Annotated in this window: 27 protein-coding genes; 8 read left to right on the forward strand and 19 right to left on the reverse strand. The window is 74.8% G+C overall.

Annotated elements, in window-relative coordinates; all coding sequences use genetic code 11:
* Positions 1–180: aldehyde dehydrogenase family protein (locus tag ACFP3R_RS29590; protein ID WP_380640661.1), on the reverse strand; the 180-nt coding region annotated here is incomplete at its 3' end.
* Between the two features lie 87 nt (positions 181–267).
* Here ACFP3R_RS29590 and ACFP3R_RS29595 point away from each other — a divergent pair.
* A complete protein-coding gene (locus ACFP3R_RS29595; protein WP_380640789.1) occupies positions 268–645 on the forward strand; it encodes a ChaB family protein in 378 nt (125 codons plus the stop codon).
* Between the two features lie 61 nt (positions 646–706).
* Here ACFP3R_RS29595 and ACFP3R_RS29600 read toward each other — a convergent pair whose 3' ends face one another.
* Positions 707–1,528 carry an SDR family oxidoreductase gene (locus ACFP3R_RS29600; RefSeq protein WP_380640663.1) on the reverse strand — a complete coding sequence of 274 codons (822 nt, stop codon included), beginning with the start codon at positions 1,526–1,528 and terminating at the stop codon, positions 707–709.
* Between the two features lie 146 nt (positions 1,529–1,674).
* Here ACFP3R_RS29600 and ACFP3R_RS29605 point away from each other — a divergent pair, with 146 nt between their 5' ends.
* Entirely contained in the window at positions 1,675–2,847 is a 1,173-nt protein-coding gene (locus tag ACFP3R_RS29605; RefSeq protein ID WP_380640665.1) for a zinc-dependent alcohol dehydrogenase, read from the forward strand.
* Positions 2,848–2,893: 46 nt separating this feature from the next.
* Here ACFP3R_RS29605 and ACFP3R_RS29610 read toward each other — a convergent pair whose 3' ends face one another.
* From ACFP3R_RS29610 to ACFP3R_RS29650, 9 genes are all read right to left on the reverse strand, one after another.
* A complete protein-coding gene (locus ACFP3R_RS29610; protein WP_380640667.1) occupies positions 2,894–3,445 on the reverse strand; it encodes a DUF6328 family protein in 552 nt (183 codons plus the stop codon).
* Between the two features lie 493 nt (positions 3,446–3,938).
* Positions 3,939–4,634 carry an SDR family oxidoreductase gene (locus ACFP3R_RS29615; protein WP_380640669.1) on the reverse strand — a complete coding sequence of 232 codons (696 nt, stop codon included), beginning with the start codon at positions 4,632–4,634 and terminating at the stop codon, positions 3,939–3,941.
* Positions 4,634–5,944 carry a D-glycero-beta-D-manno-heptose 1-phosphate adenylyltransferase gene (gene rfaE2, locus ACFP3R_RS29620; RefSeq protein WP_380640671.1) on the reverse strand — a complete coding sequence of 437 codons (1,311 nt, stop codon included), beginning with the start codon at positions 5,942–5,944 and terminating at the stop codon, positions 4,634–4,636. The genes ACFP3R_RS29615 and rfaE2 overlap by 1 nt, the downstream gene beginning before the upstream one ends.
* Complete coding sequence (locus tag ACFP3R_RS29625) at positions 5,941–6,147, reverse strand: hypothetical protein (protein WP_380640673.1); 207 nt, start codon at positions 6,145–6,147, stop codon at positions 5,941–5,943. The genes rfaE2 and ACFP3R_RS29625 overlap by 4 nt, the downstream gene beginning before the upstream one ends.
* A gap of 47 nt (positions 6,148–6,194) precedes the next feature.
* Positions 6,195–6,770 (reverse strand): D-sedoheptulose-7-phosphate isomerase, encoded by a 576-nt coding sequence (locus tag ACFP3R_RS29630; RefSeq protein ID WP_380640675.1) that lies wholly within the window; start codon positions 6,768–6,770, stop codon positions 6,195–6,197.
* The gene (locus tag ACFP3R_RS29635) at positions 6,767–7,972 is read right to left on the reverse strand and encodes a glycosyltransferase (protein WP_380640677.1); all 1,206 of its coding nucleotides are present in this window, start codon (positions 7,970–7,972) and stop codon (positions 6,767–6,769) included. Before ACFP3R_RS29635 ends, ACFP3R_RS29630 begins: the two co-directional genes overlap by 4 nt.
* On the reverse strand, positions 7,969–8,862 hold the full coding sequence (locus ACFP3R_RS29640; RefSeq protein WP_380640679.1) for a glycosyltransferase: 894 nt from the start codon (positions 8,860–8,862) through the stop codon (positions 7,969–7,971). The genes ACFP3R_RS29635 and ACFP3R_RS29640 overlap by 4 nt, the downstream gene beginning before the upstream one ends.
* Positions 8,859–9,839 (reverse strand): glycosyltransferase family 9 protein, encoded by a 981-nt coding sequence (locus ACFP3R_RS29645; protein WP_380640681.1) that lies wholly within the window; start codon positions 9,837–9,839, stop codon positions 8,859–8,861. The genes ACFP3R_RS29640 and ACFP3R_RS29645 overlap by 4 nt, the downstream gene beginning before the upstream one ends.
* An 8-nt stretch (positions 9,840–9,847) precedes the next feature.
* A complete protein-coding gene (locus ACFP3R_RS29650; protein WP_380640683.1) occupies positions 9,848–10,363 on the reverse strand; it encodes a D-glycero-alpha-D-manno-heptose-1,7-bisphosphate 7-phosphatase in 516 nt (171 codons plus the stop codon).
* Positions 10,364–10,508: 145 nt separating this feature from the next.
* Here ACFP3R_RS29650 and ACFP3R_RS29655 point away from each other — a divergent pair, with 145 nt between their 5' ends.
* Positions 10,509–11,027 (forward strand): SRPBCC family protein, encoded by a 519-nt coding sequence (locus tag ACFP3R_RS29655; protein ID WP_380640685.1) that lies wholly within the window; start codon positions 10,509–10,511, stop codon positions 11,025–11,027.
* Between the two features lie 278 nt (positions 11,028–11,305).
* On the opposite strand, the gene ACFP3R_RS29660 is transcribed toward ACFP3R_RS29655, so the two are convergent.
* The 4 genes from ACFP3R_RS29660 to ACFP3R_RS29675 are packed head-to-tail and all read right to left on the reverse strand — an operon-like array spanning position 11,306 to position 13,372.
* Complete coding sequence (locus ACFP3R_RS29660; RefSeq protein WP_380640687.1) at positions 11,306–11,818, reverse strand: hypothetical protein; 513 nt, start codon at positions 11,816–11,818, stop codon at positions 11,306–11,308.
* Positions 11,819–11,820: 2 nt separating this feature from the next.
* Positions 11,821–12,549, reverse strand: a complete 729-nt coding sequence (locus ACFP3R_RS29665) for a metallophosphoesterase family protein (RefSeq protein WP_380640689.1) — start codon at positions 12,547–12,549, stop codon at positions 11,821–11,823.
* The gene (locus tag ACFP3R_RS29670; protein WP_380640691.1) at positions 12,546–12,800 is read right to left on the reverse strand and encodes a BON domain-containing protein; all 255 of its coding nucleotides are present in this window, start codon (positions 12,798–12,800) and stop codon (positions 12,546–12,548) included. The genes ACFP3R_RS29665 and ACFP3R_RS29670 overlap by 4 nt, the downstream gene beginning before the upstream one ends.
* Complete coding sequence (locus ACFP3R_RS29675; RefSeq protein WP_380640693.1) at positions 12,800–13,372, reverse strand: nucleotidyltransferase family protein; 573 nt, start codon at positions 13,370–13,372, stop codon at positions 12,800–12,802. Before ACFP3R_RS29675 ends, ACFP3R_RS29670 begins: the two co-directional genes overlap by 1 nt.
* Before the next feature lie 84 nt (positions 13,373–13,456).
* Here ACFP3R_RS29675 and ACFP3R_RS29680 point away from each other — a divergent pair, with 84 nt between their 5' ends.
* Positions 13,457–13,735 carry a DUF6480 family protein gene (locus ACFP3R_RS29680; RefSeq protein ID WP_380640695.1) on the forward strand — a complete coding sequence of 93 codons (279 nt, stop codon included), beginning with the start codon at positions 13,457–13,459 and terminating at the stop codon, positions 13,733–13,735.
* 15 nt (positions 13,736–13,750) lie between these two features.
* Here the strand turns inward: ACFP3R_RS29680 and ACFP3R_RS29685 are convergent, their stop codons facing one another.
* Both ACFP3R_RS29685 and ACFP3R_RS29690 read right to left on the reverse strand, forming a co-directional pair.
* Positions 13,751–14,758, reverse strand: a complete 1,008-nt coding sequence (locus ACFP3R_RS29685) for an NAD-dependent epimerase/dehydratase family protein (protein WP_380640697.1) — start codon at positions 14,756–14,758, stop codon at positions 13,751–13,753.
* 150 nt (positions 14,759–14,908) lie between these two features.
* A complete protein-coding gene (locus tag ACFP3R_RS29690; protein ID WP_380640699.1) occupies positions 14,909–15,445 on the reverse strand; it encodes a Scr1 family TA system antitoxin-like transcriptional regulator in 537 nt (178 codons plus the stop codon).
* 162 nt (positions 15,446–15,607) lie between these two features.
* On the opposite strand from ACFP3R_RS29690, the gene ACFP3R_RS29695 reads away from it, so the two are divergent.
* Together ACFP3R_RS29695 and ACFP3R_RS29700 are read left to right on the forward strand one after the other, a co-directional pair.
* A complete protein-coding gene (locus ACFP3R_RS29695; protein WP_380640701.1) occupies positions 15,608–16,471 on the forward strand; it encodes a helix-turn-helix domain-containing protein in 864 nt (287 codons plus the stop codon).
* 28 nt (positions 16,472–16,499) lie between these two features.
* Positions 16,500–16,676 carry a DUF397 domain-containing protein gene (locus ACFP3R_RS29700; protein WP_380640703.1) on the forward strand — a complete coding sequence of 59 codons (177 nt, stop codon included), beginning with the start codon at positions 16,500–16,502 and terminating at the stop codon, positions 16,674–16,676.
* A gap of 72 nt (positions 16,677–16,748) precedes the next feature.
* On the opposite strand, the gene ACFP3R_RS29705 is transcribed toward ACFP3R_RS29700, so the two are convergent.
* Both ACFP3R_RS29705 and xylA read right to left on the reverse strand, forming a co-directional pair.
* Positions 16,749–18,128 (reverse strand): xylulokinase, encoded by a 1,380-nt coding sequence (locus ACFP3R_RS29705; RefSeq protein WP_380640705.1) that lies wholly within the window; start codon positions 18,126–18,128, stop codon positions 16,749–16,751.
* Positions 18,128–19,267 carry a xylose isomerase gene (gene xylA, locus ACFP3R_RS29710; RefSeq protein WP_380640707.1) on the reverse strand — a complete coding sequence of 380 codons (1,140 nt, stop codon included), beginning with the start codon at positions 19,265–19,267 and terminating at the stop codon, positions 18,128–18,130. The genes ACFP3R_RS29705 and xylA overlap by 1 nt, the downstream gene beginning before the upstream one ends.
* A 61-nt stretch (positions 19,268–19,328) precedes the next feature.
* Between xylA and ACFP3R_RS29715 the strand changes: the two genes are divergently transcribed.
* Positions 19,329–20,501: an ROK family protein gene (locus tag ACFP3R_RS29715; RefSeq protein WP_380640709.1), complete on the forward strand. Its 1,173-nt coding sequence runs from the start codon at positions 19,329–19,331 to the stop codon at positions 20,499–20,501.
* 422 nt (positions 20,502–20,923) lie between these two features.
* On the forward strand, positions 20,924–23,641 hold the full coding sequence (locus tag ACFP3R_RS29720) for an nSTAND1 domain-containing NTPase (protein WP_380640711.1): 2,718 nt from the start codon (positions 20,924–20,926) through the stop codon (positions 23,639–23,641).
* Positions 23,642–23,910: the final 269 nt, after the last annotated feature.

Below are 23,910 nucleotides of genomic sequence, written 5' to 3' on the forward strand. Positions count from 1 at the left end.
GGCGGCGGCCCGCAGCGCCGCGCCCCGCCGGGCGCCGGGCGTGGCGGCCCAGCCGGGCAGCGCCTCGCGCGCGATCCGCACGGCCCCGGCCACGTCGTCGTCGGTGGCGTGCGGCAGCAGGTCGATCGCGCTGCCGTCGAACGCGGGCTGGACGTCGAGGGGGGCGCGCATGTCCGTCATGGACTTCGGGTACCCGAGCAGTGCAGGTGAAACCGCGTGCGAGGAGGAGCCGTGCCCAAGAGCCAGGACAAGCCCGCGAGCCGGGACATGCCCAGCACCATCGCCCGCTCGTCGAAGAAGGCCCAGCGGACCTGGGTCGAGACCCACGACTCGGCGGTGGAGAGCTACGGCGAGGGCGAGCGCGCCCACCGCACGGCGTTCTCGGCGCTGAAGCACTCCTTCGAAAAAGTCGGCGACCACTGGGAGGCCAAGGCCGAGAAGGGCCCCTCGGACGCGCAGGCCGCGCGCAGCACCGCCAAGCGCGGCAAGACCGCGGGCGGGGTGGACGCCAACGCGAGCAAGCGGCACCTGTACGACGTGGCGAAGCGGCTGGACATCGCGGGCCGGTCCACGATGACCAAGGACGAGCTGGTGAAGGCGATCCAGAAGGCGAACGACCGCGCGACCGCCAAGGCCCGCGCCTAGGACTCCCGGCCGGGTGGTGCCGCGCGGCGGGCGGCACCACCCCCCGGGCTCCACCCCCGGGCTACACCTCCAGCCAGCTCCGGTCGGGCAGCAGTGGGCTGGCCTGCGGTCCCATCAGCGTCATGCCGCCGTCCACCACGAACGACGCGCCGGTCACGTACCCGGCCGCCGGGGTGGCCAGGAACGCCACCACCGCGGCGACCTCCTCCGCGTGCCCGGGGCGGCCGAGCGGGACGCCCGGCCGGGGCCGGGTCCGCGGGTCGACGTCCTCCTGGCCGGTCATCGGCGTGGAGATCTCGCCCGGCGCCACCGAGTTCACCGTGATGGCGTGCTCGGCCAGCTCCAGCGCCAACACCTTCGTCAACGCGCCCAGACCGGCCTTGGCCGCGCAGTAGGGCGCCGCGCCCACGCGCGGCTGGTGCTCGTGGACCGAGGTGATGTTGATGATCCGCCCGCCCCGGCCCCAGGCGATCATGTGCCGGGCGGCCCGCTGGGCGCACAGGAACGCGCCGTCCAGGTCGACCGACAGCACCGAGCGCCAGGTCGCGAAGTCCATGTCCAGGGCCTTCTGCGAGCTGCCGGTGCCCGCGCAGTTCACCAGGACGTCCAGGCCGCCCAGCTCCTCGGCCAGCTCGTCCACGACGGCCGCGGCGTCGGGCAGGTCGGTGAGGTCGAGGGGCCGCACGGCGGCGCGGGCGCCGAGGGCGCGGACCTGCGCGGCGGTGTCCCGCGCGCCGTCGGCGTCGGCGTGGGAGGTGATGCCGACGTCCACGCCGCCGCCCGCCAGGGCCACCGCGATCGCCTTGCCGATACCGGAGTCGGAGCCGGTCACCACCGCGCGCAGCGGGGCGCCGGCGCGGTCCTCGGGGAGTGGGGCGCTCATGGCCCGCGAGTACCCCGGTCCGGGTTCGCCACACCGCCGGGGTTGCCGCACGCAGCCCGGTTCGCCACCCCGCCCGTTCGCCACCCCGCCCGGGTTTGCCGGACCCCGCCCGGGGAACGCCACGACCAGCCGAGAGGAGGACCACGATGAAGGCCGTCACCTGGCACGGCAAGCGGGACGTGCGCGTGGACAGCGTGCCCGACCCGGTGGTCGAGGACCCGACGGACGTGGTCGTGCGCATCACGTCCACCGGTCTCTGCGGGTCCGACCTGCACCTGTACGAGGTGCTGGGCCCGTTCATCGACGTGGGGGACGTCCTCGGGCACGAGCCCATGGGCGTCGTCGAGGAGGTCGGCCCCGAGGTCACCGCGGTCAAGCCCGGCGACCGGGTGGTGATCCCGTTCAACGTCTCCTGCGGCACGTGCTTCATGTGCGAGCGGGGGCTGCACTCGCAGTGCGAGACCAGCCAGGTGCGCGAGCAGGGCACCGGTGGGGCGCTGTTCGGCTACACCAAGCTCTACGGGCAGGTGCCCGGCGGGCAGGCGGAGTACCTGCGGGTGCCGTTCGGCAACACGCTGCCGATCAAGGTGCCCGACGGCCCGCCGGACGACCGGTTCGTGTTCCTGTCCGACGTGCTGCCCACGGCGTGGCAGGCGGTCGAGTACGCGGACCCGGGCGACAGCCTGGTGGTGCTGGGCCTGGGCCCGATCGGCGACATGGCCACCCGCGTCGCGCGCCACCGCGGGGTCGGCACGGTGATCGGCGTGGACCTGGTGCCCGAGCGCCTGGCCCGCGCCGCGGCCCACGGCGTGACCGTGCTCGACGCGCGGGACAAGGACCTGGTCGGCCACGTCCGCGAGCTGACCGGTGGGCGCGGCCCGGAGGCGGTGGTCGACGCGGTCGGCATGGAGGCGCACGGCGCGCCGGTGGCCAAGCTGGCGCACCAGGCCGTGGGGCTGCTGCCGGATGCCATCGCCGCGCCGTTCATGCGGACCGCGGGCGTGGACCGGCTGCACGCGCTGCGGCTGGCGATCGACCTCGTGCGGCGCGGCGGCACCATCTCGCTGTCCGGCGTGTACGGCGGCATGGCCGACCCGCTGCCCATGCTGACCCTGTTCGACAAGCAGGTGCAGCTGCGCATGGGGCAGGCCAACGTGTGGCGGTGGGTGCCGGAGATCCTGCCGCTGCTGACCGACGAGGACCCGCTGGGCGTGGACTCGTTCGCGACGCACCACCTGCCGCTGGACGAGGCGCCCCACGCGTACGAGATCTTCCAGCAGAAGCGCGACGGGGCGGTCAAGGTGCTGCTGCGCCCCTGAGGCGCCACCGCCCGGGAGTCCGGGAGGACCGGGCGGCGGGCGGGCCTCAGCCCTGCCGGTCCGCCGTCTCGTCCTCGTCCTCCTCGTCGTCGTCCTCCTCGTCGAAGCTGTTCCGGCCGCGTTCGCGCAGGGGCAGGGCGAACCAGAGGGTGCCGAACAGCAGGGTGGCGAAGACGCCGAGCGCCACGGCCAGCCACCCGCCGAGGATGACCTCGCCCAGCAGCAGCACGGTGCCGATCATGGCCAGCGCCAGGAACACCAGGCCGGCGATCGCGAAGCGGTTCGCGACCTCGATCAGGTCCTCCCGCCTGCCCCGCCGGAACAGCAGCCGGTGCCAGGCGGCCGGCGCGGTCATCAGCGCGACCGAGCACGCCGCGAACAGGATCGTGACCAGGTGGGTGATGCGGACGAAGTTGTCCACGTCCTGGTAGTGCTCGGTGAAGGCGATGGTGAGCAGGAAGCCGAACAGGATCTGCACCCCCGCCTGCGCGACCCTGAGCTCCTGGAGCAGCTCGTTGAGGTTGCGGGTCAGTCTGCGGTGGTGGGATTCCTCGCCCTGGCTCACGGGCACCACGTACCCCTCCGACACCTCGCTCAACCATCCTTTTTCGTGCGATTTTCCAGGTCGGGGGGACTTGGGCCGCGTGGCCGACCGACCGGTGGGCCACGCGGCCGAGCCGGGTGCCGGCGACGGACGGCGAACGACAGGCCGAAGTGGTCGAGCGTCGCGGGCGGCGGGGCCCGCAGCACCGGCACCTCCAGCACGGTGCTGCCCGCCACCAGCACGAGGTCGCGCCCCGGGCAGGCGCCCGGACCGCCGCTGAACGGCAGGATGCCGGGGTCGGCGGGCAGCGGCCGGATGCCGGGCGCGTACTCGTCGGCGTGGGCCGGCCGGTCGGGGTCGCGGTGGGGGCGTGCGCGCGACGCGCTCCGCTCCCGTGGAGACGAGCACGCCGTGCGGCTGGAAGTGCTCCAGCGCCGCCCGCACCCTCCCCACCAGCGCGCCGACCGGCGGGCGGCGCACGACCACGCCCTTGGCCGGCGTCGGAGCAGCACGTGGGGGAACGCCCGACCGGTGTCCGGCCCGGGGGCTACGGCCAGGACCCCTCCTCGCGGTGGGCCACGACCAGCTCGCGGATCTCGCAGCCCTCGGGCTGGCGCAGGGCGAACACGATCGCGTCGGCCACCCGCTCCGGCGGGTTGAGCTTGCTGTCGTCCGGCGGCCGGTACCGCTCCTCGCGGTCGTCGAAGAAGCGGGTGCGCATCCCGCCGGGGATCACCAGCGTCACGCCGACCCGCCCGGCGGTCTCGGCCGCGAGCGCCCGGGTGAAGCCGACCACGCCGAACTTCGAGGCGCAGTAGGCCGTCGCGTCGCCGACCGCCTTGATGCCCAGCGTGGAGGCGATGGTCACCACGCGACCGCCCTCCAGCATCGGCAGCGCCGCCCGCACCACCGCGGCGGTGCCCAGCAGGTTGACCAGGACCACGCGCTCCCAGTCGGCGGCGGGCACCTGGTCCAGCCGCCCGCACGCGTCGGTGCCGGCGGCGGTCACCACGGCCCGCAGGCCGCCGTTGCGCTCCGCGATCGCCCGGACCGCCCGCTCCGCCGCCCTGGTGTCGGACAGGTCGACCGACTCGAAGTCGGCCACCCCCGGCGCCGACGGCGCGGCCTTGTCCAGCACGAGCGCCTTGCCGCCCAACCCGTGCACGGCCTGCACCACGGCGGCGCCCAGACCCGACGCGCCGCCGGTGACGAGCACGGTGCCGATTTCCCCTGTAGCAGCCATCAACCCCTCCTGGAGAGCATTTCGGTGGTGGAGCGGCCGCGGTGGTAGGGCACGACGACGGTGCGCCCGCCCCACCCCCGCACCAGCTCCGCTTCGGGCAGCGAGTCCGCGGAGTAGTCGCCGCCCTTGACCCAGACGTCCGGCCGCAGCACGGCCAGCACCCGCTCCGGGGTGTCCTCGTCGAACACGACCACGTCGTCGACGCAGTCCAGCGCGCGCAGCACCTCGGCCCGGTCGTGCTCGCGGTTGACCGGCCGCCCGGGGCCCTTGAGCCGGCGCACCGAGGCGTCGGAGTTCAGGCACACCACCAGGCAGTCGCCCAGCGAGCGGGCCGCGCGCAGGGTCCGGACGTGGCCCGCGTGCAGCAGGTCGAAGCACCCGCCGGCGGCGACGACCACGCCGCCGCGCGCCAGCACCCGGTCGACCGGGGACACCGGCTCCGCCCTGGGCCGGGGCACCCGCCCGGCGGGCCGGAACCCGGACGCGCCGCCCCGCAGCAGGAAGTCCGCGGCCGAGGTGACCGCGTCGGCGACCGCGTCGTCCGTCGCCGCGCCGGCCATCAGGCGGGCGGCGGCGGTGACGGCGAACCGGTCGCCCGCGCCGCACGGGTCGGGCACCGGGACCTCCGGCGCGGGCACGGCCACCGGGGTGCCGCCGGCGTCCAGCAGCGCGCCCCCCGCGCCGAGCGTCACCACCACCGCGCGGGCGTCCCACTTCGCGCGCAGCGCGCGGGCGGCGTCCGCCGGGTCCGGGTGGCCGCTGAACCGCGCGGCCTCGGCCGCGTTCGGGGTGACCAGCCGGGCGTTCGGCACCGGGGCCGGACCGCGCGGGTGGGGGTCCCACACCACGGGCACGCGGGTGAGCACGGCGCGCAGCCGCTCGTCGCGCACCAGGCCGCGCCCGTAGTCGGAGACCAGCACGAAGTCGGCGTCCAGCACCGCGTCCAGCATCTCGTCGGTGACCTCCGGGGCGCCGGGGCCACCGCCCCGGTCCACCCGGGCCAGCGAGTGGCCGCCGCAGCGCAGGCGCGTCTTGACCGGGGTGGGCGCGGACGAGCGGCCCAGCACGGTCGACAGCCCGGACAGCTCCTCGCGCAGCCGGCGCCCGTCTGCGTCGTCGGCGATCGCGCCGACCAGCGTGACGTCGACCCCGTCGGCGGCGGCCAGCGCGGCGGCCAGGCCCGCGCCGCCGGGCCGGGCGCGCTCCTCGGCCACGTCCAGCACGGGCGCGGGCGCGTCGGGGCACACCCGCTCGACGGCGCCGTGCAGGTCGACGTCGAGCAGGCAGTCCCCGACCACCGCGAGCTTCACGACACCCCCCGCACCCGGTTGCCGGCCACCACCGCCGCGGGCCGCTGCCCCGCGCGCACCCGGCGGCCGGCCAGTCCCCGCCACGGCGTGGCGAACGCCGCGGCGCGGGTCCCCGGCACCACCGCGCCGCCCTCGCCCGCCACCGCGACCCCAAGAACCTCGCGCGCCACGCCGCCCTCACGCACCTCGTCCACCCGTGCCACGACAACCTCCCCTCCGGGCGCGCCCGCGCCCGCTCCACCACCCGGTCTCACGACACCCTCAGCCGCTCGGCGGGCAGCGCCGCCTCGAACGCCGCGCACAGCGCGTGCACCGCCACCAGCTGCGCCTCCTGCACGTTGGCCGGGATGCCGGGCAGGCACAGCGCCTCGTCCACGGCCTCGGCCAGCGGGTTCGGCCCCGGCCCGGTCATCGCCCACACGTGGGCGCCCGCCTGCCGCCCGGCCTTCGCCGCCTCCAGCAGGTTCGGGCTCTTCCCGCTGGTGGACAGCAGCAGCACCACGTCGTTGTGCCGGGCGTGCGCGGTGACCTGCCGGGCGAACACCTGGTCGTAGCCGTAGTCGTTGCCGATCGCGGTGACGCTGGAGGACTCCGCGCACAGCGCGATCGCCGAGAACGGCCGCCGGTCGTCGCGGAAGCGGCCCACCAGCTCCGCCGTCAGGTGCTGCGCCTCGGCGGCCGAGCCGCCGTTGCCCGCCGCGAGCAGCCGGCCCCCGTCACCGAGCCGACGGGCCAGCACGGCGCCCCACCTGGTCAGGCGCGGCGCCTGGGCGCGCAGCCCGGCCAGGGACTGGGCCAGTCCGTTCAGGTGCGAGTCGACGCTCATCGGGTGCCTCCCACGGCCACGGCACTGCCTGCCGCGACCCGCTCGTAGACGCGTTCGGTGTTCTCGGCGATCCGTTCCCACGTGTAACGAGCGGCGACCCGGTCCAGCCCGGCGAGGCCGTACGCCTCCCGGCGCGCCCGGTCGAACAGCAGCGGCCCCAGCGCGCGGGCCAGCGCCAGCGGGTCGCGCGGCGGCACCAGCACCCCGGTGACGTTGTGCACCACCGTGTCCATCAGCCCGCCCACCGCGGTGGCGACCACCGGCTTGCCGCACGCCATGGCCTCCAGCGGCACGATGCCGAACGGCTCGTACCAGGGCACGCAGGCCACCACGTCGGCGGAGCGCAGCAACGCCGGCACGGCCGCGCGCGACACCTGGCCGGCCAGCCGCACCCGGCCCCGCACGCCGCACCGCTCGGCGTGGGCCAGCAGGCGGCGCGCCTCCGGGTCGGCGCCCACGTCCGGCGGGCCGCCCGCGATGACCAGCTCCGTGCCGGGCAGCGACCGCAGCGCGCCGATCAGGTCCTCGAAACCCTTGCGGGGCACCAGCCGGCCCACCGACACGACCCGCTGGAACCGCCCGCGCGCCTCCACCGGGCCCTCGGGCTGGAACCGGGTGAGGTCCACCCCGCACGGCACCACCGAGATCTTCGCCCGGGGCAGGCCCATGCGCATCAGCTCGGCGACCTCGTCGTCGCAGGTGGCGGCGATGGCGGCGACCTCGCGGCCGATCATGCGCTCGATGCCGGTGCGCTGCGCCGGGCTGGTGTCGCCGGCGCCCTGGTGGCGGCGCTTGACCGTGCCCAGGGCGTGGTAGGTCTGCACGACCGGCACGCCCGCCCCGCGGCCCGCGAGCACCGCGGCCAGGCCGGACATCCAGAAGTGCCCGTGCGCCACGTCCGGCCGCCGCGCGCCCCACCGCCGCTCCAGGTAGCGGGCGAAGTCGCCCATGTGCGGCAGCAGCTCGTCCTTCGGCACCGGGACCGCGGGCCCGGCGGGCACGTGCACCACCTCGTAGCCCTGGTCGGCGCGCACCCGCTCGGGCAGGTCGGGGTCGTCGCGGCGGGTGTAGACCTCCACCTCGTGGCCGAGGGCGGCCAGGGCGGCCGAGAGCGCGGCCACGTGCACGTTCTGCCCACCCGCGTCCACACCGCCCAGCGCCGCCAACGGGCTGGCGTGCTCGGACACCATCGCGATCCTCATCCGCACACTCCTGTCAGCAATCGGTCCCAGGCCCGCAGGAAGGCGTCGAGGCCGTAGTGGGCCAGGGCGAACTCCCTGGCCTGCTTGCCCTTCTCGCGGGCCAGCGCCGGGTCGGCCACGAGGTCGGCCAGCCCGCGCACCAGCTCGTCCACGTCCGTGGACACGACACCCGCCTCCGGCGGCACGGCGCGCACCACCTCGGTGCAGGCCAGCGCGACCACCGGCATGCCCAGGTGCATCGCCTCGACGAGCGAGAGGCCCAGGGACGTCCACCGCACCGGGTGGAGGTACGCGCGGCGCCGGGCCAGCTCGGGGTGCAGCACGTCGAGGGGGTGGTCACCGCGACCCATCTCCCCCAGCTGCTCGGTCTTCATGCCGAACACGTCCAGCGGCACGACCTCGGCGAAGCGGGGCAGCAGGTCCGTGCCCACCACCCGGCCGCGCCGCACCGGCTCGTTCACCACGACGCCCGCGCGCGCCAGGTCGCCGGTGTAGAGCGGGCCGGGGTCGACCACGCCGTGCTCGACGACGACCGTGCGCGTGGTGCCGCAGTCCCACATCAGGTCGTTGAAGTGGGTGACGTGGACGATGGTGCCCGGCCAGTCCTTGAGCGGGTGCGGCTGGTTGGGGTGGTGGGGCGTGTTGTGCTCCAGGTAGACCACCGGGATGCCGCCGGGGACCCAGCCGACCTCCTCGGGCCGTTGCAGCACGGCCACGTCGGCGTCCGAGCCGGGCGAGCCGGCTCCCGACAGGTCCACCTCGCGGGCGGCGGGCCAGTCCCGACCGAGCAGGCCGTTGCCCCTGGGCGGTCCCGGGATCAGGTACTCGTGCCCGCCCCGGACGAAGGCGTTCGTCCACGAACCGTGCACGTGCCACAGGAGGATCTTCACGTCCGCACTCCCACCAACTCGGCGACGGCGGCGACGACCCGGTCGGGCGTCACCTGGTCCAGGCACGGGTGGCCGGGGACCGGGCAGTTCCGCGCCCGGGAGCCCTTGCACGGGGCGTCCTGGTCGCCCAGCAGCACGTGGGGTCCGTGGGGCGCCCACCGCGCGGCCGGCACGACCGGGGCGAACAGGGACACGACCGGCGTGCCCACGGCCGCGGCGAGGTGGGCCGGGCCGGTGTTGCCGACGACCGCGGCGTCCGCGCGGGCCAGCAGCCCGGCCAGCTCGGCGAACGTGGTGCGGCCGCCGAGGTCGACGCCGTGCGCGCCGGCCACGTGCGCGGTCAGCGCGGTCTCGCCGGGTCCGCCGGTGACCAGCACCCGGTGCCCGGCCCCCGCAAGCGCGGTCACGGCCTGCGCGCACCGGTCGGGCGACCAGGCGCGGGCGGGCACCGAGGCGCCGGGGTGCACCACCACGTAGGGCCCGACCTCGGCCGGTTCGGGCGGCGGCTCGACCGCCAGGCGCCCGTCGTCGCCCGGCGGCAGCTCGAACCCGGCGGCGCGGGCGACCTCCAGCGCGCGTTCGGACTCCGGGACGTCGGGGTCCTCGCGCAGCCGGACGTCCAGCAGCGAACCGGGGTAGTCCGTGGAGCGGGCCACGATCCTCGGCACGCCGGCCAGCCGCAGCACGAGGGCGAGCGGGAGCGGGCTCTGGTGGAACGACGTCAGGATCAGGGCCACGTCGGCGCGGACACCCTCGATCAGGGCCACCAGGGCCTCGACGTCGGTGGCGCGGACCTCCGGCGCGGGGCTGGTGATCCACGGGCAGTCCCAGCGCACCACCCGGCTCACCCCGGGCAGCAGCCCGGCCGCCTGCGCGCCGGCGTGGCCGCACAGCAGCACCACCTCGCCCGCGTGCGCGGCGGCGCGGACCGCGGGCCCGGCGAGGAGCACGTCGCCGTCGCTGTCGAGCCTGGCCACCAGTGTCCTCACAGGACCATCGCCAGGGCGGCCCGGAGGTCCGGCGCGGTGTGCGGCGCGCGGTCGACCTCGTCCGGCAGGGTGACCGGGGTGGGGACCAGGATCGGCGTGACGCCCGCGGCCAGGCCCGCCGCCACGTCGGCCTCGATGTCGCCGATGAGGTAGGTGCGCCCGGGGCGGGCGCCCAGCCGCGCGCAGGCGTCGAGGACCATGCCGGGCGCGGGTTTGCGGCAGCCGCAGCCGTCGTCGGGGTGGTGCGGGCAGATCCGCCAGGTGCCGAACGGGCCGAGCAGCTCCTCGACGCGGGTGTTGACCGCCTCGACCTGGGCCGGGGTGAGCAGCCCGCGCCCGATGCCGGACTGGTTGGTCACCACGCCCGTCCGCACGCCGCGTGCCCGCAACGCGCGCAGGACCCCGCGCGCACCGGGCATCGGCTCGACCTTGTCGGGATCGCCGTTGTAGGGCACGTCCCGGATGAGGGTGCCGTCCCGGTCGAACAACACCGCGTCGGGGTACTGGTCCACAGAGGAGACTTAGCCTGGCGAACCCGAAGCAAACACGAAACGGAGAAGCGCTACTCACCGTCACCCGGGAGTGGGTCAGGTGTGGGAGCGGGGCAGACGGGTACTCCGGAGGGGAGTTCGATTTCCGATGGAGAGGTTGCGAGCAGTGACGACGATCGAGAAGTCGGTGGACGTCGCGGTCCCGGTCACGACCGCGTACAACCAGTGGACCCAGTTCGAATCGTTCCCGCGGTTCATGGAGGGCGTCGAGCGCATCACGCAGGTCACGCCCACCAGGACGCACTGGGTGACCAAGGTTGGCGGCGTGACCAGGGAGTTCGACGCCGAGATCACCGAGCAGCACCCGGACGAGCGCGTGGCGTGGCACACCGTGGACGGTCCGCCGCAGGGCGGTGTGGTGACCTTCCACCGCATCGACGACAGCACGACGCGCGTCCACGTGCAGATGCAGTACGACCCGCAGACTCTGGTCGAGAAGGCGGGCTCCGCGCTGGGCGTGGTCGAGCACCGCGTGAACGGCGACCTGAAGCGGTTCAAGGAGTTCATCGAGGAGCGCGGTGTCGAGGAGGGCGGCTGGCGCGGCGACGTGCAGCGCCCCCCGCAGGCCGGCGAGACGCGCCACGACCTGCCCGACGGTGGCCGGCCGGGTGACCCGCTGCGATGAGCGCGCGAGCGGTGCCGGGGCCGCGGCGACGGGAGGACCGGGTGACCGGTTCGTCCATCCCGCACCCCAGGCCGCCGGTCGACGACAGCTGATCGAAGACGGCGAAAGCCCCGCGAACCCCGGTTCGCGGGGCTTCGTCGTGCCCGGGGCCCATGGTCTTCCTGTCCCTCAAGGGTGGTCTTCCTGTCCCCCAAGGGAATTCCACGCCGCCGACACACGGCGAAGGGGGCCGGTGGACCCGAGGGTCCACCGGCCCCCTTCGCCGTGGGAGCGGGAGATCAGTCCCGCGTCAACCGGTCGAACAGCTGCCCCACCGACTGCCGCACCGCCGAGGCCGCGTCACCGAGCAGCGACGTCGTCCCGGGCCGCTCCGCCTCCTCCGGGGAGGCGTTCGGCTTCACGTCCTGGTCCAGCAGCTCCCGCACGACCTCCAGCACCACCTCCGGGTGCCCCAGGGGCACCGGCGCGGCGAACGTCTGGGCCGAACCCACGACCGCCTCGTGGCGCCGGATCAGGTCACCCACCTCGGAGCCCGCGCCCGCGCCCGCCACGAGGTGCACCCGCACGCCGCGGGACCCGAAGTCCGCCAGCGCCCCGTCCACCTCGCGCCACGGCTCCTCCGCCGCGGGCAGCCGGCACCACATCACCCGCAGGTGCTCGGTGAGCGGCCGCCACGACGCGGGCAGGTCGCCGTGCACGCCGACACCCGCGGGGTCGAGCACCACGACGACCGGCGCGTCCTCCGGTCCCGCCCACACGACCGCCGGGCCGTGCGTCCTGGTCTCCTCCACGCCTACACCTCCACCACTGCGGGTTCCACGCAGTACACCGTGTACGCCTGCCTCAGGATCGGCTGCGCCACGTTGCGCACCCGCACGCCACCGGGGGTGAGCCCGTGCTCGGTGCCGAAGTGCGCGTGACCGTGCACCGCGAGGGTCGTCCCGGTCGCGTCGATCGCCTCGCCGAGCTGGTAGGCGCCGAGGAACGGGTAGATCTCCGGCGGCTCGCCGCGCAGCGTGTCCGGGATCGGCGCGTAGTGGGTCAGCGCCACCTTCACGTCGGTGTCCAGGCCCTCCAGGGCCGCGTGCAGCGAGTCCGCGATACCGATGGTGTGCTTGATGAACGCCTTCATCTCCGGTTCGCCGAACATGCTGCCGCACTTGCCCGCGAACCCGCCGCCGAAGCCCTTGACCCCGGCGACGCCCAGCGAGCGCCCGTTCACGTCGAAGGTGACGGCCTCGCCCTCCAGCACGTGCAGCCCGGCGTCGCGCAGCAGCTCCGTGACCTCGGCGGGCTTGTCGTCGTGGTAGTCGTGGTTGCCGAGCACGGCGACCACGGGCACCGGCAGGTCCCGGAACTCGTCGGCCACCACGCGCGCCTCGGCCGGCGTGCCGTGCCGGGTCAGGTCACCGGCCAGCAGCAGCACGTCGGCGCAGTCGCCCAGCTGCTCCAGCGCGGGACGCATCCGCCCGCGCGCGTCCTCGCCCAGGTGCACGTCCCCCACCGCGGCGATGCGGATCATCGAATCTCCTCCCGGCCCGCCGGCGCGCCGACCGGCACCACCTTCACGTCGTCCAGCACGGTCAGGTCCGGGGCGACGTCGTGGATCACGGCCTTCAGGGCGTCCCGCCGCTCGTCGCTGACCACGCTGCCGGACAGCAGCACGTTGTCGCCCCGCACGGTCACGCGGACACCCTGCTCGGCCGTGCGCGGGTCCTCGGCCAGGGCCCGGCGCAACCGGGCCGACAGGTACTGCTCGGGCTCTGCGTTCATCACGCGCTCCTGGTCAGCGTCGTCGGGTGCAGCAGGTCCAGGCGCTCCACCAACACCAGGAACGCCTCCGCGTACGGCGAGTGCTTCGTGGCGCCGCGGACCTTGTCCCAGTCGATCTGCTCCCGCAGCGCGCGGGCGAAGGGCAGCAGCTGGCTGAAGTCGCAGCGGTGCCCGTCCAGGACCAGCAGCTTGCTGATCATCACCTCGGTCGCGGGCATCACCGGCAGCGTCACCGAGCCCACGGCCAGCTCCTCGGCCCTGGACAGCGTCTCGTCGGTCACCGGGATCTCGTTCGGGCGGAACAGCAGGTCCACCAGGCAGTCGCCGTCGTAGACCTTGAGCAACCAGTCCTCGGGCGGCGGGGCGGCCCGCATCCCGGCCGCCACGAGCGCGCTCACCGCGTTCTTGGCGTCCTCCTCGCGCACGATGAGGTCCACGTCGTGCTCCGTCGCGGGGCCGCCCCTCGCGTACACCGCGCACCCGCCCGTCAGGGCGAACGGGATGCCCTCGGTGCGCAGGGCCTTGGCCACCTTGGTCAAAGTGCGCAACAAATCGTCTTGGACACCGCTCATGCCTGCTGACTACCCGGACGTGCCGCGGTTCACACGGGTGGGCATCGCACGGGTAGGCGGGGGCGTGCCGGGTAATCACCGGGCATGACTGCCCAACCGCCCGACCCGGACACCTCCCGCGCCCCCGGCGGCGCGCTGCCGCCCGACCCCGACCCGGCGCGCACGCCCGGCCTGGAGCCCGGCGGCGGGGTCGCGCCCGGGGACACGCCGCCCGACGCCGGTCAGACCTCCGGCCTGTCCCACCCGCAGCCCATGCCCTCGCGGCGCGGCCCGATCATCACCCTGGTGCTCGTGGTGGTGCTGACGCTGCTGGTGCTGGCCTTCATCGTGGCCGAGGTGATGGGCTGGTCGAAGGCGTTCTGAGGCCCCCCGGACCCGCTACGGCTTGAGCGGCGGGCTGGGGGCCAGGCCCTCCTTGCGACCCAGCCCGTCGAGCAGCTGCCGGAGCGCGTCCCGGGCGTCGTGGCGGGGCTTCCAACCCAGCTCGTCCCGCGCCTTGGAGGCGTCCAGCAACGGTGTGGTGAGGGCGAGGTCGACCCAGCCGGGCGAGGTGGGCTGGAGGCGCAGGTGCCAGCTGACCCGGGCGGCGGTGCGCAGGGCGGTGGGCGAGAGCGGCACGTGGCGGGCGCCCAGCACCCCGGCCAGCACCTCGGGGGTGACGACCGGGTCGGAGACGATGTTGAACGCGCCGGTGTGGCCGCCGAGCACGACCTTGGCGACCGCGTCGGCCACGTCGTCGGCGTGCACGAACTGGAGCACCATCGTGCGCGGCAGCGGCAGCACGGGCGTCCTGAGCCGGAACAGGGCGTGCGGTACCAGCGGGCCCAGGAAGTAGCGCTTGATCTCGGCGGCGGCCTCGGGTTGCAGGACGAGGCCCGGTCGCACCCGGCTGATCCGCAGGTCCGGGTGCTCGCGGGCGACCTCGTCGAGCAGGTGCTCCACGGCGGCCTTGTGCCTGCTGTAGTAGGAGGTGGAGACGCCGTCGGTCGGCCAGCTCTCGTCGACGGTGTGGTCCTTGGCGGCCGGCGAGTACGCGCCGACGGACGACATGTGGACCAGGTGCGGCACGCCGGCGTTGAGGGTCGCGGTGAACACCCGGTCGCTGCCCGCCACGTTGGCCCGGTAGAGCGCGCGCTCGTCGTGGCCCGGCTGGACGCGCCAGGCCAGGTGCACCACGGCGTCCGCGCCGCGGCACACCTCGGTCAGCGGCTCCTCCGCGCCCTCGCGGCTGAGGTCGAGCGGGGTCCACTCGACGTCCCGGTAGGCGTCGCGCCGCTCGGGCGGGCGGCGGGAGACGCCGTGGACGGTGACGTCCGGCTCCTCGGCGAGCCGGCGCAGCAGGGCGGTACCCAGGTTGCCGGTCGCGCCGGTCACCACGATCCTCATGGGCGCCGGGTACCCGCGCGGGTGCGGCGCGACACGAGCGGTCGGCGGGCGGCCCGGGGCCGGTGCGGAGGGTGTCGGCGGCCGGGTTTCGGGGGCCGGTTGGGGGCCGGCCCCGGACCGTGAGGCCCCGGCCCGTCAGGCCCCGGCCCGTCAGGCCCCGGTCAGCTCGTGCAGGCGGTCGAACACGGCGTGCGCGGCGTCGGTGTGCTCCGGGTCCTCGGTGAACATCACCGCGTGCGCGTAGGTGTAGCAGACCACCGGCGGCCCACCGGCCATCCGGAACAGCGTCAGGGGTTGGTCCAGCCCCGGGTAGGCCCCCGCGTCGCGCGGGATGACGCGGAAGGTGACGTCGGTCCGGTCGGTCGGCGCCTGCGCCAGCACGTAGGCCGTGCAGCGGCCGGCGTCGAGGTCCCGGAACACCGGGGCCACCCCCAGCGGCGCGTGCAGCTCGACCCGCTCCGCGGACCGGCACAGCTCGTCCAGCACGGCGTTGGCCTGGGTGCCCCAGGAGCACCACAGGTCCCGCTGCCGCACCCGGCGCGAGCCGCCGCCCTCCAGCTCCACGATCCGCTGCGGCGGCAGACCGACGCGGGCGGCCAGCTCGTCCACGGTCAAACCACGCCGCTCCCGGAGGCCGCGCAGCTTGTCACCCAGTAGACGACCTTGCAGCGATGGGCGCATATCCATCCAGGACCACTCCTAGCCGCCGATCGGAACTGTGGAAACGATGACACAGGGCGGCTCAACTCTTGAATATTCAGAGCTGAAATACGTCCGTTGGGGTGAACACGGACCCTGCTACTGTCCGCAACGTTGCGCACAACCCCGAATTCCGGAGGTTTTCCGCAGGTGACGGGCCGTGAACCGATGCCGCCGTTCGTCCACAAGATCGTCGCCGGACGACAGCTGGAGCTGCTGCGCACCACCGGGGGCCTCACCCAGGAGCAGGTCGCCGAGCGGTGCGGCTGGTCCCAGACGAAGGTCGCCAACGTCGAGCAGGGCGCGATCCGGGTGCGGCCCGACGACCTGGAGAAGCTGTTCGACGTGCTGCGGCCGGACGACGACCAGCGCCGCCGGGTCCGCGACCACGTCGAGGCGGGCCGCGCGGCCATCCCCAAGACCGACTTCCGCTGGCGGTTCAAGGGCGACACCCTGCGCAAGGTGGTGGACATGGAGCGCTCGGCGGCCGTGATCTGCTCGCGCTACAGCATGTTCGTGCCCGGACTGCTCCAGACCGAGGCGTACATCCGCCACCACTTCCGCGCGTTCCGGCCCGCGCTCAGCGAGGAGGAGGTCACCCGGCACACCTCGCTGCGCCTCCAGCGCCAGCGGGTGCTCGACAACCCCGACCAGCGCTTCGCGTTCAGCATCGACCAGGCCGCGCTGGCCCGGATGGGCACCACGCCGTGGGCCAACGAGCAGCTGCTGCACCTGCTGGCCGCGGACCGCCGGCCGAACGTCGACCTGCTGTTCGTCCCCTTCACCCACGGGTACTACCGGGGCCAAGAGGCCCAGTACTCCGTCTACCAATACGACGCTGACCCGACCATCCACCTCCTCTACGTTGAGAGCTACGACGACCGGGAGGTCGTGAGCGACCCCAGGCAGGTGGCCAGGGTCCTCGACCTGTGGGAAGAACAGCGCGCCGCCGGACTCAAGGCCCACGAGGCCGAACCGTTCCTCCGCTTCCTGTCGGGGGCCTCCCGGTCCTGACGACCGCACCGGGAAGGACGTGAACGCGGTGGACGAACCGACGTGGCGCAAGGCGAGCACCAGCCAGGCCGACCCGCAGAGCTCCTGCGTGGAGGTCCGTTTCTCCGCGGGCCGGGCGGCGGTCCGCGACAGCAAGAACACCGCGGGCGGCACCCTGGCCTTCCCGCCGGGCGCCTGGCTCGCCTTCCTCGCGGCACGGCGCTGAGAACCAGGGAGGGGTGCTTCCACGTCACGTGGAAGCACCCCCCGAACCCCGGCCCCGCGACGCGGTCGACGCTCAGCGGTCGACGGTCAACTCCCGCGCCGCCGCGTAGCGCTCGCGCACCCCGGGCGACGGGTCGGCCTCGACGAGCGCGGCCTCCAGCGAGGACCAGTGCGGCGGTTCGGCCGCACCTCCCGCGGCCCACGCCGCCTGCCGCGCGGCGCCGTCGGCCACGTACTCGCCCGGCGCCGGCACGAGCACCGGGCAGCCGAACACGGCGGGCGCGAGCCGCTGCACGGCGGCCGACCGGGCGCCGCCGCCGATGAGCAGCACCCGGGACACCGGGGTGCCCACCGCCACCAGCGCGTCGATGGCGTCGGCCAGGCTGCACAGCAGGCCCTCGACCGCGGCGCGCGCCAGGTGCGCCGGGGTCATGCTGCCCAGCCGCAGGCCGTGCAGGGCGCCGGTCGAGTCCGGCTTGTTCGGCGTCCGCTCGCCCTCCAGGTAGGGGACGAAGACCAGGCCGTCGGCGCCCACCGGGGCGCTCAGGGCCAGGTCCGACAGCGTGTCCAGGTCCACGCCCAGCACGGCCGCGGTGGCGTCCAGGACCCGCGACGCGTTGAGCGTGCAGACCAGCGGCAGGTGACCGCCCTCCGCGTCGGCGAAGCCGTTGACGATGCCCGTGCCGTCCGCCACCGGGTGCGGCGAGCGGGCGAACGCCGTGCCGGACGTGCCGACGGACACGACCACGTCGCCGGGGCGCATCTGCACGCCCAGCCCCGCGCCCGCGTTGTCGCCCGCGCCCGCGCCGAAGCGGCCGCCGGTCAGCTCCGCCGGGCCGAGCACGCGCGGCAGGCGCGGCACGCGACCGAGCGCCAGCTCCAGCAGGTCCGGCCGGTAGTCCTCAGTGGACGGTGACCAGTAACCCGTGCCGCTGGCGTCGCTGCGGTCGGTGGTCAGGGTGTCCGGCGAGGTGCCGCCGGCCAGCTTCCACGTCAGCCAGTCGTGCGGCAGGCAGACCGCCGCGGTACGGGCCACCGACTCCGGCTCGTGCCGCGCCAGCCACCGCAGCTTGGTGACGGTGAGCGAGGCCACCGGCACGCTGCCGACGGCCTCGGCCCACGCCGACGGCCCGCCCAGCTCGGCGGTCAGGTCGGCCGCCGCGCCCGCGGAGCGGGTGTCGTTCCACAGCAGCGCGGGACGCACCACCTCGCCGGCCTCGTCCAGCACGACCATGCCGTGCTGCTGCGCCGCGACCGACACCGCGGCCACGTCGTCCAGGCCGCCCGCCTGGGCGATGGCCGCCTGGAGGGCGTCCCACCAGGCGGCCGGGTGCACTTCGGTGCCCGCCGGGTGCGCCGCGCGCCCCTCCCGCACCAGGGCGCCGGAGTCCGCGTCGCGCACCACGACCTTGCACGACTGGGTGGACGAGTCGACGCCCGCGACGAGCGCCATCAGCGCGCGCCCAGCACGTGCTCCAGCGCCAGCTGCGACAGGCGCACGAACCCGTACCCGCGCTCCGCGGCCGCGGTCACGTCCACGTCGTCGCCCTTGATGAAGTCCGCGATGGACTCGCCCTCGGACAGGGTCGGCTCGGCCAGCTCGTAGACGCCGCTGGTCGTGAGCGCCTCCTGCACCTCGGGGTCGGCGCGGAACGCCGCGGCCCGCTCGCGCAGGAGCTTGTAGGTGGTCATGTTGGCCGCCGCGCTGGCCCACACGCCGTCGATGTCCTCGGTGCGCAGGGGCTTGTAGTCGAAGTGGCGCGGGCCCTCGTAGCCGCCGTGCTCCAGCAGGTCGACCAGGAAGAACGCGGACAGCAGGTCGCCGTGGCCGAAGACCAGGTCCTGGTCGTAGCGCGGACCCTTCTGGCCGTTGAGGTCGATGTGGAAGAGCTTGCCCTGCCACAGCGCCTGGGCGATGCCGTGCACGAAGTTGAGCCCGGCCATCTGCTCGTGGCCGACCTCGGGGTTCACGCCGAACAGCCGGTGGTGCTCCAGCTCGCCGATGAACGCCAGGGCGTGGCCGATGGTCGGCAGCAGGATGTCGCCGCGCGGCTCGTTGGGCTTGGGCTCCAGGGCGAACCTCAGGCCGTAGCCCTGGTCCTCGGAGTGCTGGGCGATGGTGTCCAGCGCCTCCCGGTACCGGTCGAGGGCGACGCGCACGTCCTTGCCCGCGTCGACCTCGGAGCCCTCCCGACCGCCCCACAGGACGATGGTCTCCGCGCCCAGCTCCGCGGCCAGCTCCAGGTTGCGCAGCACCTTGCGCAGCGCGAACCGGCGCACGCCGCGGTCGTTGCTGGTGAAGCCGCCGTCCTTGAACACCGGGTGCTGGAACAGGTCGGTGGTGACCATCGGCACCACCAAGCCGGTCTCGTCGAGCGCGGCGCGGAAGTCCGAGACCCGCCGGTCCCGCTCGGCCGCGTCGGCGTCGAACGGGATCAGGTCGTTGTCGTGGAACGTGATGCCCCACGCGCCGAGCTCGGCGAGCTTGCGCACGGCCGTCGGCGCGTCCAGGACGGGGCGGGTGGCGTGGCCGAAGGGGTCACGACCCTGCCAGCCCACCGTCCACAGGCCGAAGCTGAACTTGTCCGCCACGAGAGCACCTCCAATAAGTTTGATGCCTAAACTTATCTCACGGAGCGGCTAGTATCCAGTGGTGTCCCGACCCCGGCCGGCGAGCCAGCACACCGTGCGCAGGCACAACTCCGCCCTGGTGCTCGACACGATCAGGGAGGCGCCCGGCTCGTCCCGCGCGGCCGTGGCCGCCCGCACCGGCCTGACCAAGGCCACCGTGTCCAGCCTGGTCGACCGGATGATCGGCGCGGGCCTGGTGGCCGAGGGCGAGGCGCAGGCGCGCTCCGGGCCCGGCCGGCGGGGCACGGCGCTGCACCTGTCGCCCACCGGGCCCCACGGCCTGGGCGTGGAGGTCGGGGTCGACTACCTCGCCACGTGCCTGGTCGACCTGACCGGGCGGGTGCGGGCGCGGTGGGTGCGGCCCAGCGACAACCGCGCCTCCTCCCCCGCCCGCGTGCTGGCCAAGGTCGCCGCGGCGGTGCGCACCGCGCTGGCCGAGGACGTGCCGATCGGCGGGGTCGGGGTGGCCGTGCCCGGCCTGGTCGAGGTGGCGGGCGGCACGCTGCGGGTGGCGCCGAACCTGGGCTGGCGGGAGGTCGACGTGCGGGGCGAGCTGACCCGGCGGATGGACCTGGACGTGCCGGTGCTGGTGGCCAACGAGGCGAACCTGGCCGCGCTGGCGGAGCTGTGGCACGGGGACGTGCCCACCGACTTCGTGCACATCTCCGGCGAGATCGGCATCGGCGCGGGCATCGTGGTCGGCGGCGGACTGTTCGAGGGCGTGTCCGGGTTCGGCGGCGAGATCGGGCACCTGTCGGTGGACCCCCGCGGCCCGCGCTGCGGGTGCGGCTCGCGCGGTTGCCTGGAGCGGCTGGCCGGGCAGGACGAGATCGTCCGGGCGGCGGGCGTGTCCGGCGTCGACGACCTGCTGACCCGGCTGGCCTCGGCGGACAAGGCCGCGACCACGGCGGTCCGCTCGGCCGCCCGCTGGCTGGGCGTGGCGCTGGCCGGCGCGGTCAACCTCCTCGACCTGCCCACGGTCGTGCTGGGCGGCACCTACGCGCGCCTGGAACCGTGGCTGCGCGACCCCCTGCGCGCCGAGCTGGACCGGCGCGTGGTGAGCGCCGAGTGGTCCCCCGTCCGCATCTGCGCGTCCTCCCTGGGCGCCGAGGCCGCCGTCCGCGGCGCGGCGGGCAGCGCGGTCCGCGCCATCCTCGCCGACCCGGACCCCTACGTCACCTCAGCCCTGACCTGACCCGACCCCACCAGGGCGTCACCACCAACCAGGCGTCCCGAACGCTGAACTCGGGTGTCCTGAACGTACGACTCGCGGGTCACGAACGTACGACTCGCGCGAGTCGTACGTTCAGGGCTCGCGAGTCGTACGTTCAGGTCGGGCGTGTCGTACGTTCAGGTCAGGTGAGTTCAACGTTCGTGGGCGTTGGGGTGGGTTGGTCGTAGCCCGGCGGGCCGTTCTCGGTATCTGGACATCGTGGTGGGACGGGCCGTGGTGGCACGTGTGCGCAGGTAGGGCGCGTGCGGTGCGTGACCTGCCGCGCACCCGAAGTCATCACCCGGATGCGTACCCGCGATGGGGAGGTGCGCGAGGTCACGTTCTGACAGCCTGGACGCCACTCCGGACGCCGAGGGCCGGGGACACGACCAGGGGGTGACCCGGTGCCGCGTGGAGAGCGACCGCTGGACGTCGGCGACAGCCCGCTGCTCAGGTTCGCCGCGGAGCTGAGGTCGCTGCGCGACCGGGCCGGGGGCCAGAGCTACCGGCAGCTGGGCGCGCGCGCCCACTACTCCGCCACCACCCTGTCCGACGCGGCCGGCGGGCGCCGGCTGCCCACGCTCGCCGTGACGCTGGCGTACGTGCGCGCCTGCGAGGGCGACGTGGCCGAGTGGGAGGACCGCTGGCGCCGGGTCGCCGCCGAGGTGCTGCCCGGCGAGGACACCGGCCGGGACGCGGCCTGCCCGCCCTACGCGGGGCTGGCCGCCTACGGCACCGAGGACGCCGAGTGGTTCTTCGGCCGCGACCACCTGCTCGACGACCTGGAGAAGCGCATCGCGGCGCGCCGGTTCGTCGCGGTGTTCGGCGCCTCCGGCGCGGGCAAGTCCTCGCTGCTGCGCGCCGGGCTGGTGCCGCGGGTCGTGGGCCGCGTCGTGGTGACCACCCCCGGTGAGCTGGACGTCCGCGCCGAGCTGCTCGACCTGGACGTGGACCTGCTGGTCGTGGACCAGTTCGAGGAGGTCTTCACCCTCTGCCCCGACGCCGACCAGCGGACCGCGTTCGTCGAGGCGCTGCTGACCGCGCCGTGCCGGGTCGTGGTGGGCGTGCGCGCCGACTTCTACGGGCACTGCGCGCAGCACCCGGCGCTGGTGGGCGCCATCACCGACGGCCAGCTGCTGCTCGGGCCGATGGGTCCGGAGGAGCTGCGCCAGGTCGTCATGCAGCCCGCGGCGAAGGCGTCCTGCACGGTCGAGACCGCCCTGGTCTCCCGGCTGATCGCGGACGCCACCGGCCAGGCGGGCGTGCTGCCGCTCATGTCGCACGCGCTGCTGGAGACCTGGCGCCGCCGGCGCGGCAAGGCGCTGACGCTGGCCGGGTACGAGGCGGCGGGCGGCATCCAGCACGCCATCGCGCAGACCGCCGAGCACACCTTCACCTCGCTGGAGAAGCAGCAGCGCGAGCTGGCCCGGCAGGTGTTCCTGCGGCTCACCGCGCTGGGCGACGGCACCGAGGACACCAAGCGGCGGCTGCCGCGCGCCGAGCTGGACGCCGACCCGGACCTGGACGTCGTGCTCGACCGGCTCGCCCACGCCCGGCTGCTCACCCTGGACCGGGACTGCGTGGAGATCGCGCACGAGGCGCTGATCCGCTCCTGGCCCCGGCTGCGCGGCTGGCTCGCCGAGGACCGCGAGGGCCTGCGCACGCTGCGCCGGCTCACCGAGGCCGCCGCCACCTGGGAGTCGCTGGGCCGCGACCCGGACGCGCTGTACCGGGGCACCCGGCTGGACACGGCCCTGGAGTGGACGCGGCGCGACGGCGTGCGCACCAGCGCCCGGGAGCGGGACTTCCTGGCCGAGAGCGGCCAGGCCCGCGACCGCGAGCGGCACACCGCCCACCGCCGCACCCGGCGGCTGCGGCAGCTCGTCGCGCTGCTGGCCGTGCTGCTGGTGTGCGCGGGCGGCGCGGGCGTCTACGCCGTCCGGGCGCAGAACGAGGCCGCGGAGGGCTGGCGCTCGTCGGCCGCCTGGTACGTCGCCAACCAGGCGCAGGCGCTGCGCGCGAGCGACCCCCGGCTGGCCGACCAGCTCGCCATCGCCGCCCACCAGCTCAACCCCACCGACGCCCTGCGCGACGGCGTGCTCAGCGCGCACGCGGCGAGCGGGAAGGACATGGTCAGCCGGTCGACCTTCGCCGGGGGCCTGAGCCCGGACGGCACGCCGCTGCCCACCGACCGGGTGCCGGTCCCGGCCCTCGACCAGTACCGCAGCGTCACCGCGCGCGACGTGCCCGACCTGGTGGTGACCTCGACCGCGGAGAACTCCGTGTCGCAGGCGTTCGCCACCACCCTGCGCAACCGGGAGGCAGCGGTCTGGAACACCACCGACGCGATCGACCCGGTGGTCGCGCACACCTTCGACTTCCCCGTGGTGCGGATCGCGATGAACCCCGGCGCGCGGATCGTGGTCACCGTCTCCGAGATCAAGGAGGTGGTGGTGTGGGACTGGACGGACCCGAACCGCCCGGTCAAGCGGTCGCGCCTGATCGGCCACGACCACCGGCTGGACGGCATCGCGTTCAGCCCCGCCGGGAACGTGGTCATCACCTACGACGAGATGGGCGTCATCCGGCTGTGGGACCTGACCGACCTCGACCAGCCCAAGCGGATCGGCGAGCAGCCGCTGGGCGAGGCGATCTCGTCGGTCGCGCTCACCCCGGACGCGGGCACGCTCGCGGTCGGCTTCCCGAGCGGCAAGGTGCGGGTCTGGGACCGGACCAACCGGTGGGCGCCGCGTGAGCTGTGGTCGCGCAAGGCGCACCCGGAGGCGATCAGCGCCCTGGGGTTCCGCCGCGACGGCCTGGCGCTGGCCACCGTCGGCAAGGACGACAAGGTGGCGCTGTGGAGCCTGGCGGACCGGACCCGGCCGGTGGAGCAGGGCCGGATCGCCGGGCGCACCGACCGGATCTCCGGGGTGTCGTTCGACGAGGACCCGACGCGGCTGGTGACGACCAGGGCGGACGGCACGTTCCGCGACTGGGAGTTCGACTTCGACGTGGCGCGGCGGGAGATGTGCGAGCTGGTGGAGGCGGACATCACGCGCGAGGAGTGGCAGCAGTACGTGGCCGCCGTCGGCGCGCTGGAGTACCGCCGCCCGTGCCGCTGAGCCGCGACCGGTGACCGGCCGGGGACGGCCGGTGTGGAGGGCCGCGGCGGTGACGGCCCGTGGTGTGGAGGCCGCGACCGGGTGATGCCAGGCCGCGACCGAGCGAGGCCAGGCCGCGACCGGGTGAGGCCGAGGAAACGCCAGAACCGCACCGGCGCCGCGATCCCCTCCCACCGGGTGCGTCCGGCACGCTCCGGGTGGAGGGGTACTGCTGTTCGCGGCGAGCGCCGGTGCGGTCCTGCCGACCCGGTGGCGCGACCCCTGGATCG

The organism is Saccharothrix lopnurensis (assembly GCF_042658445.1).
Classification (GTDB): Bacteria; Actinomycetota; Actinomycetes; order Mycobacteriales; family Pseudonocardiaceae; genus Actinosynnema; species Actinosynnema lopnurensis.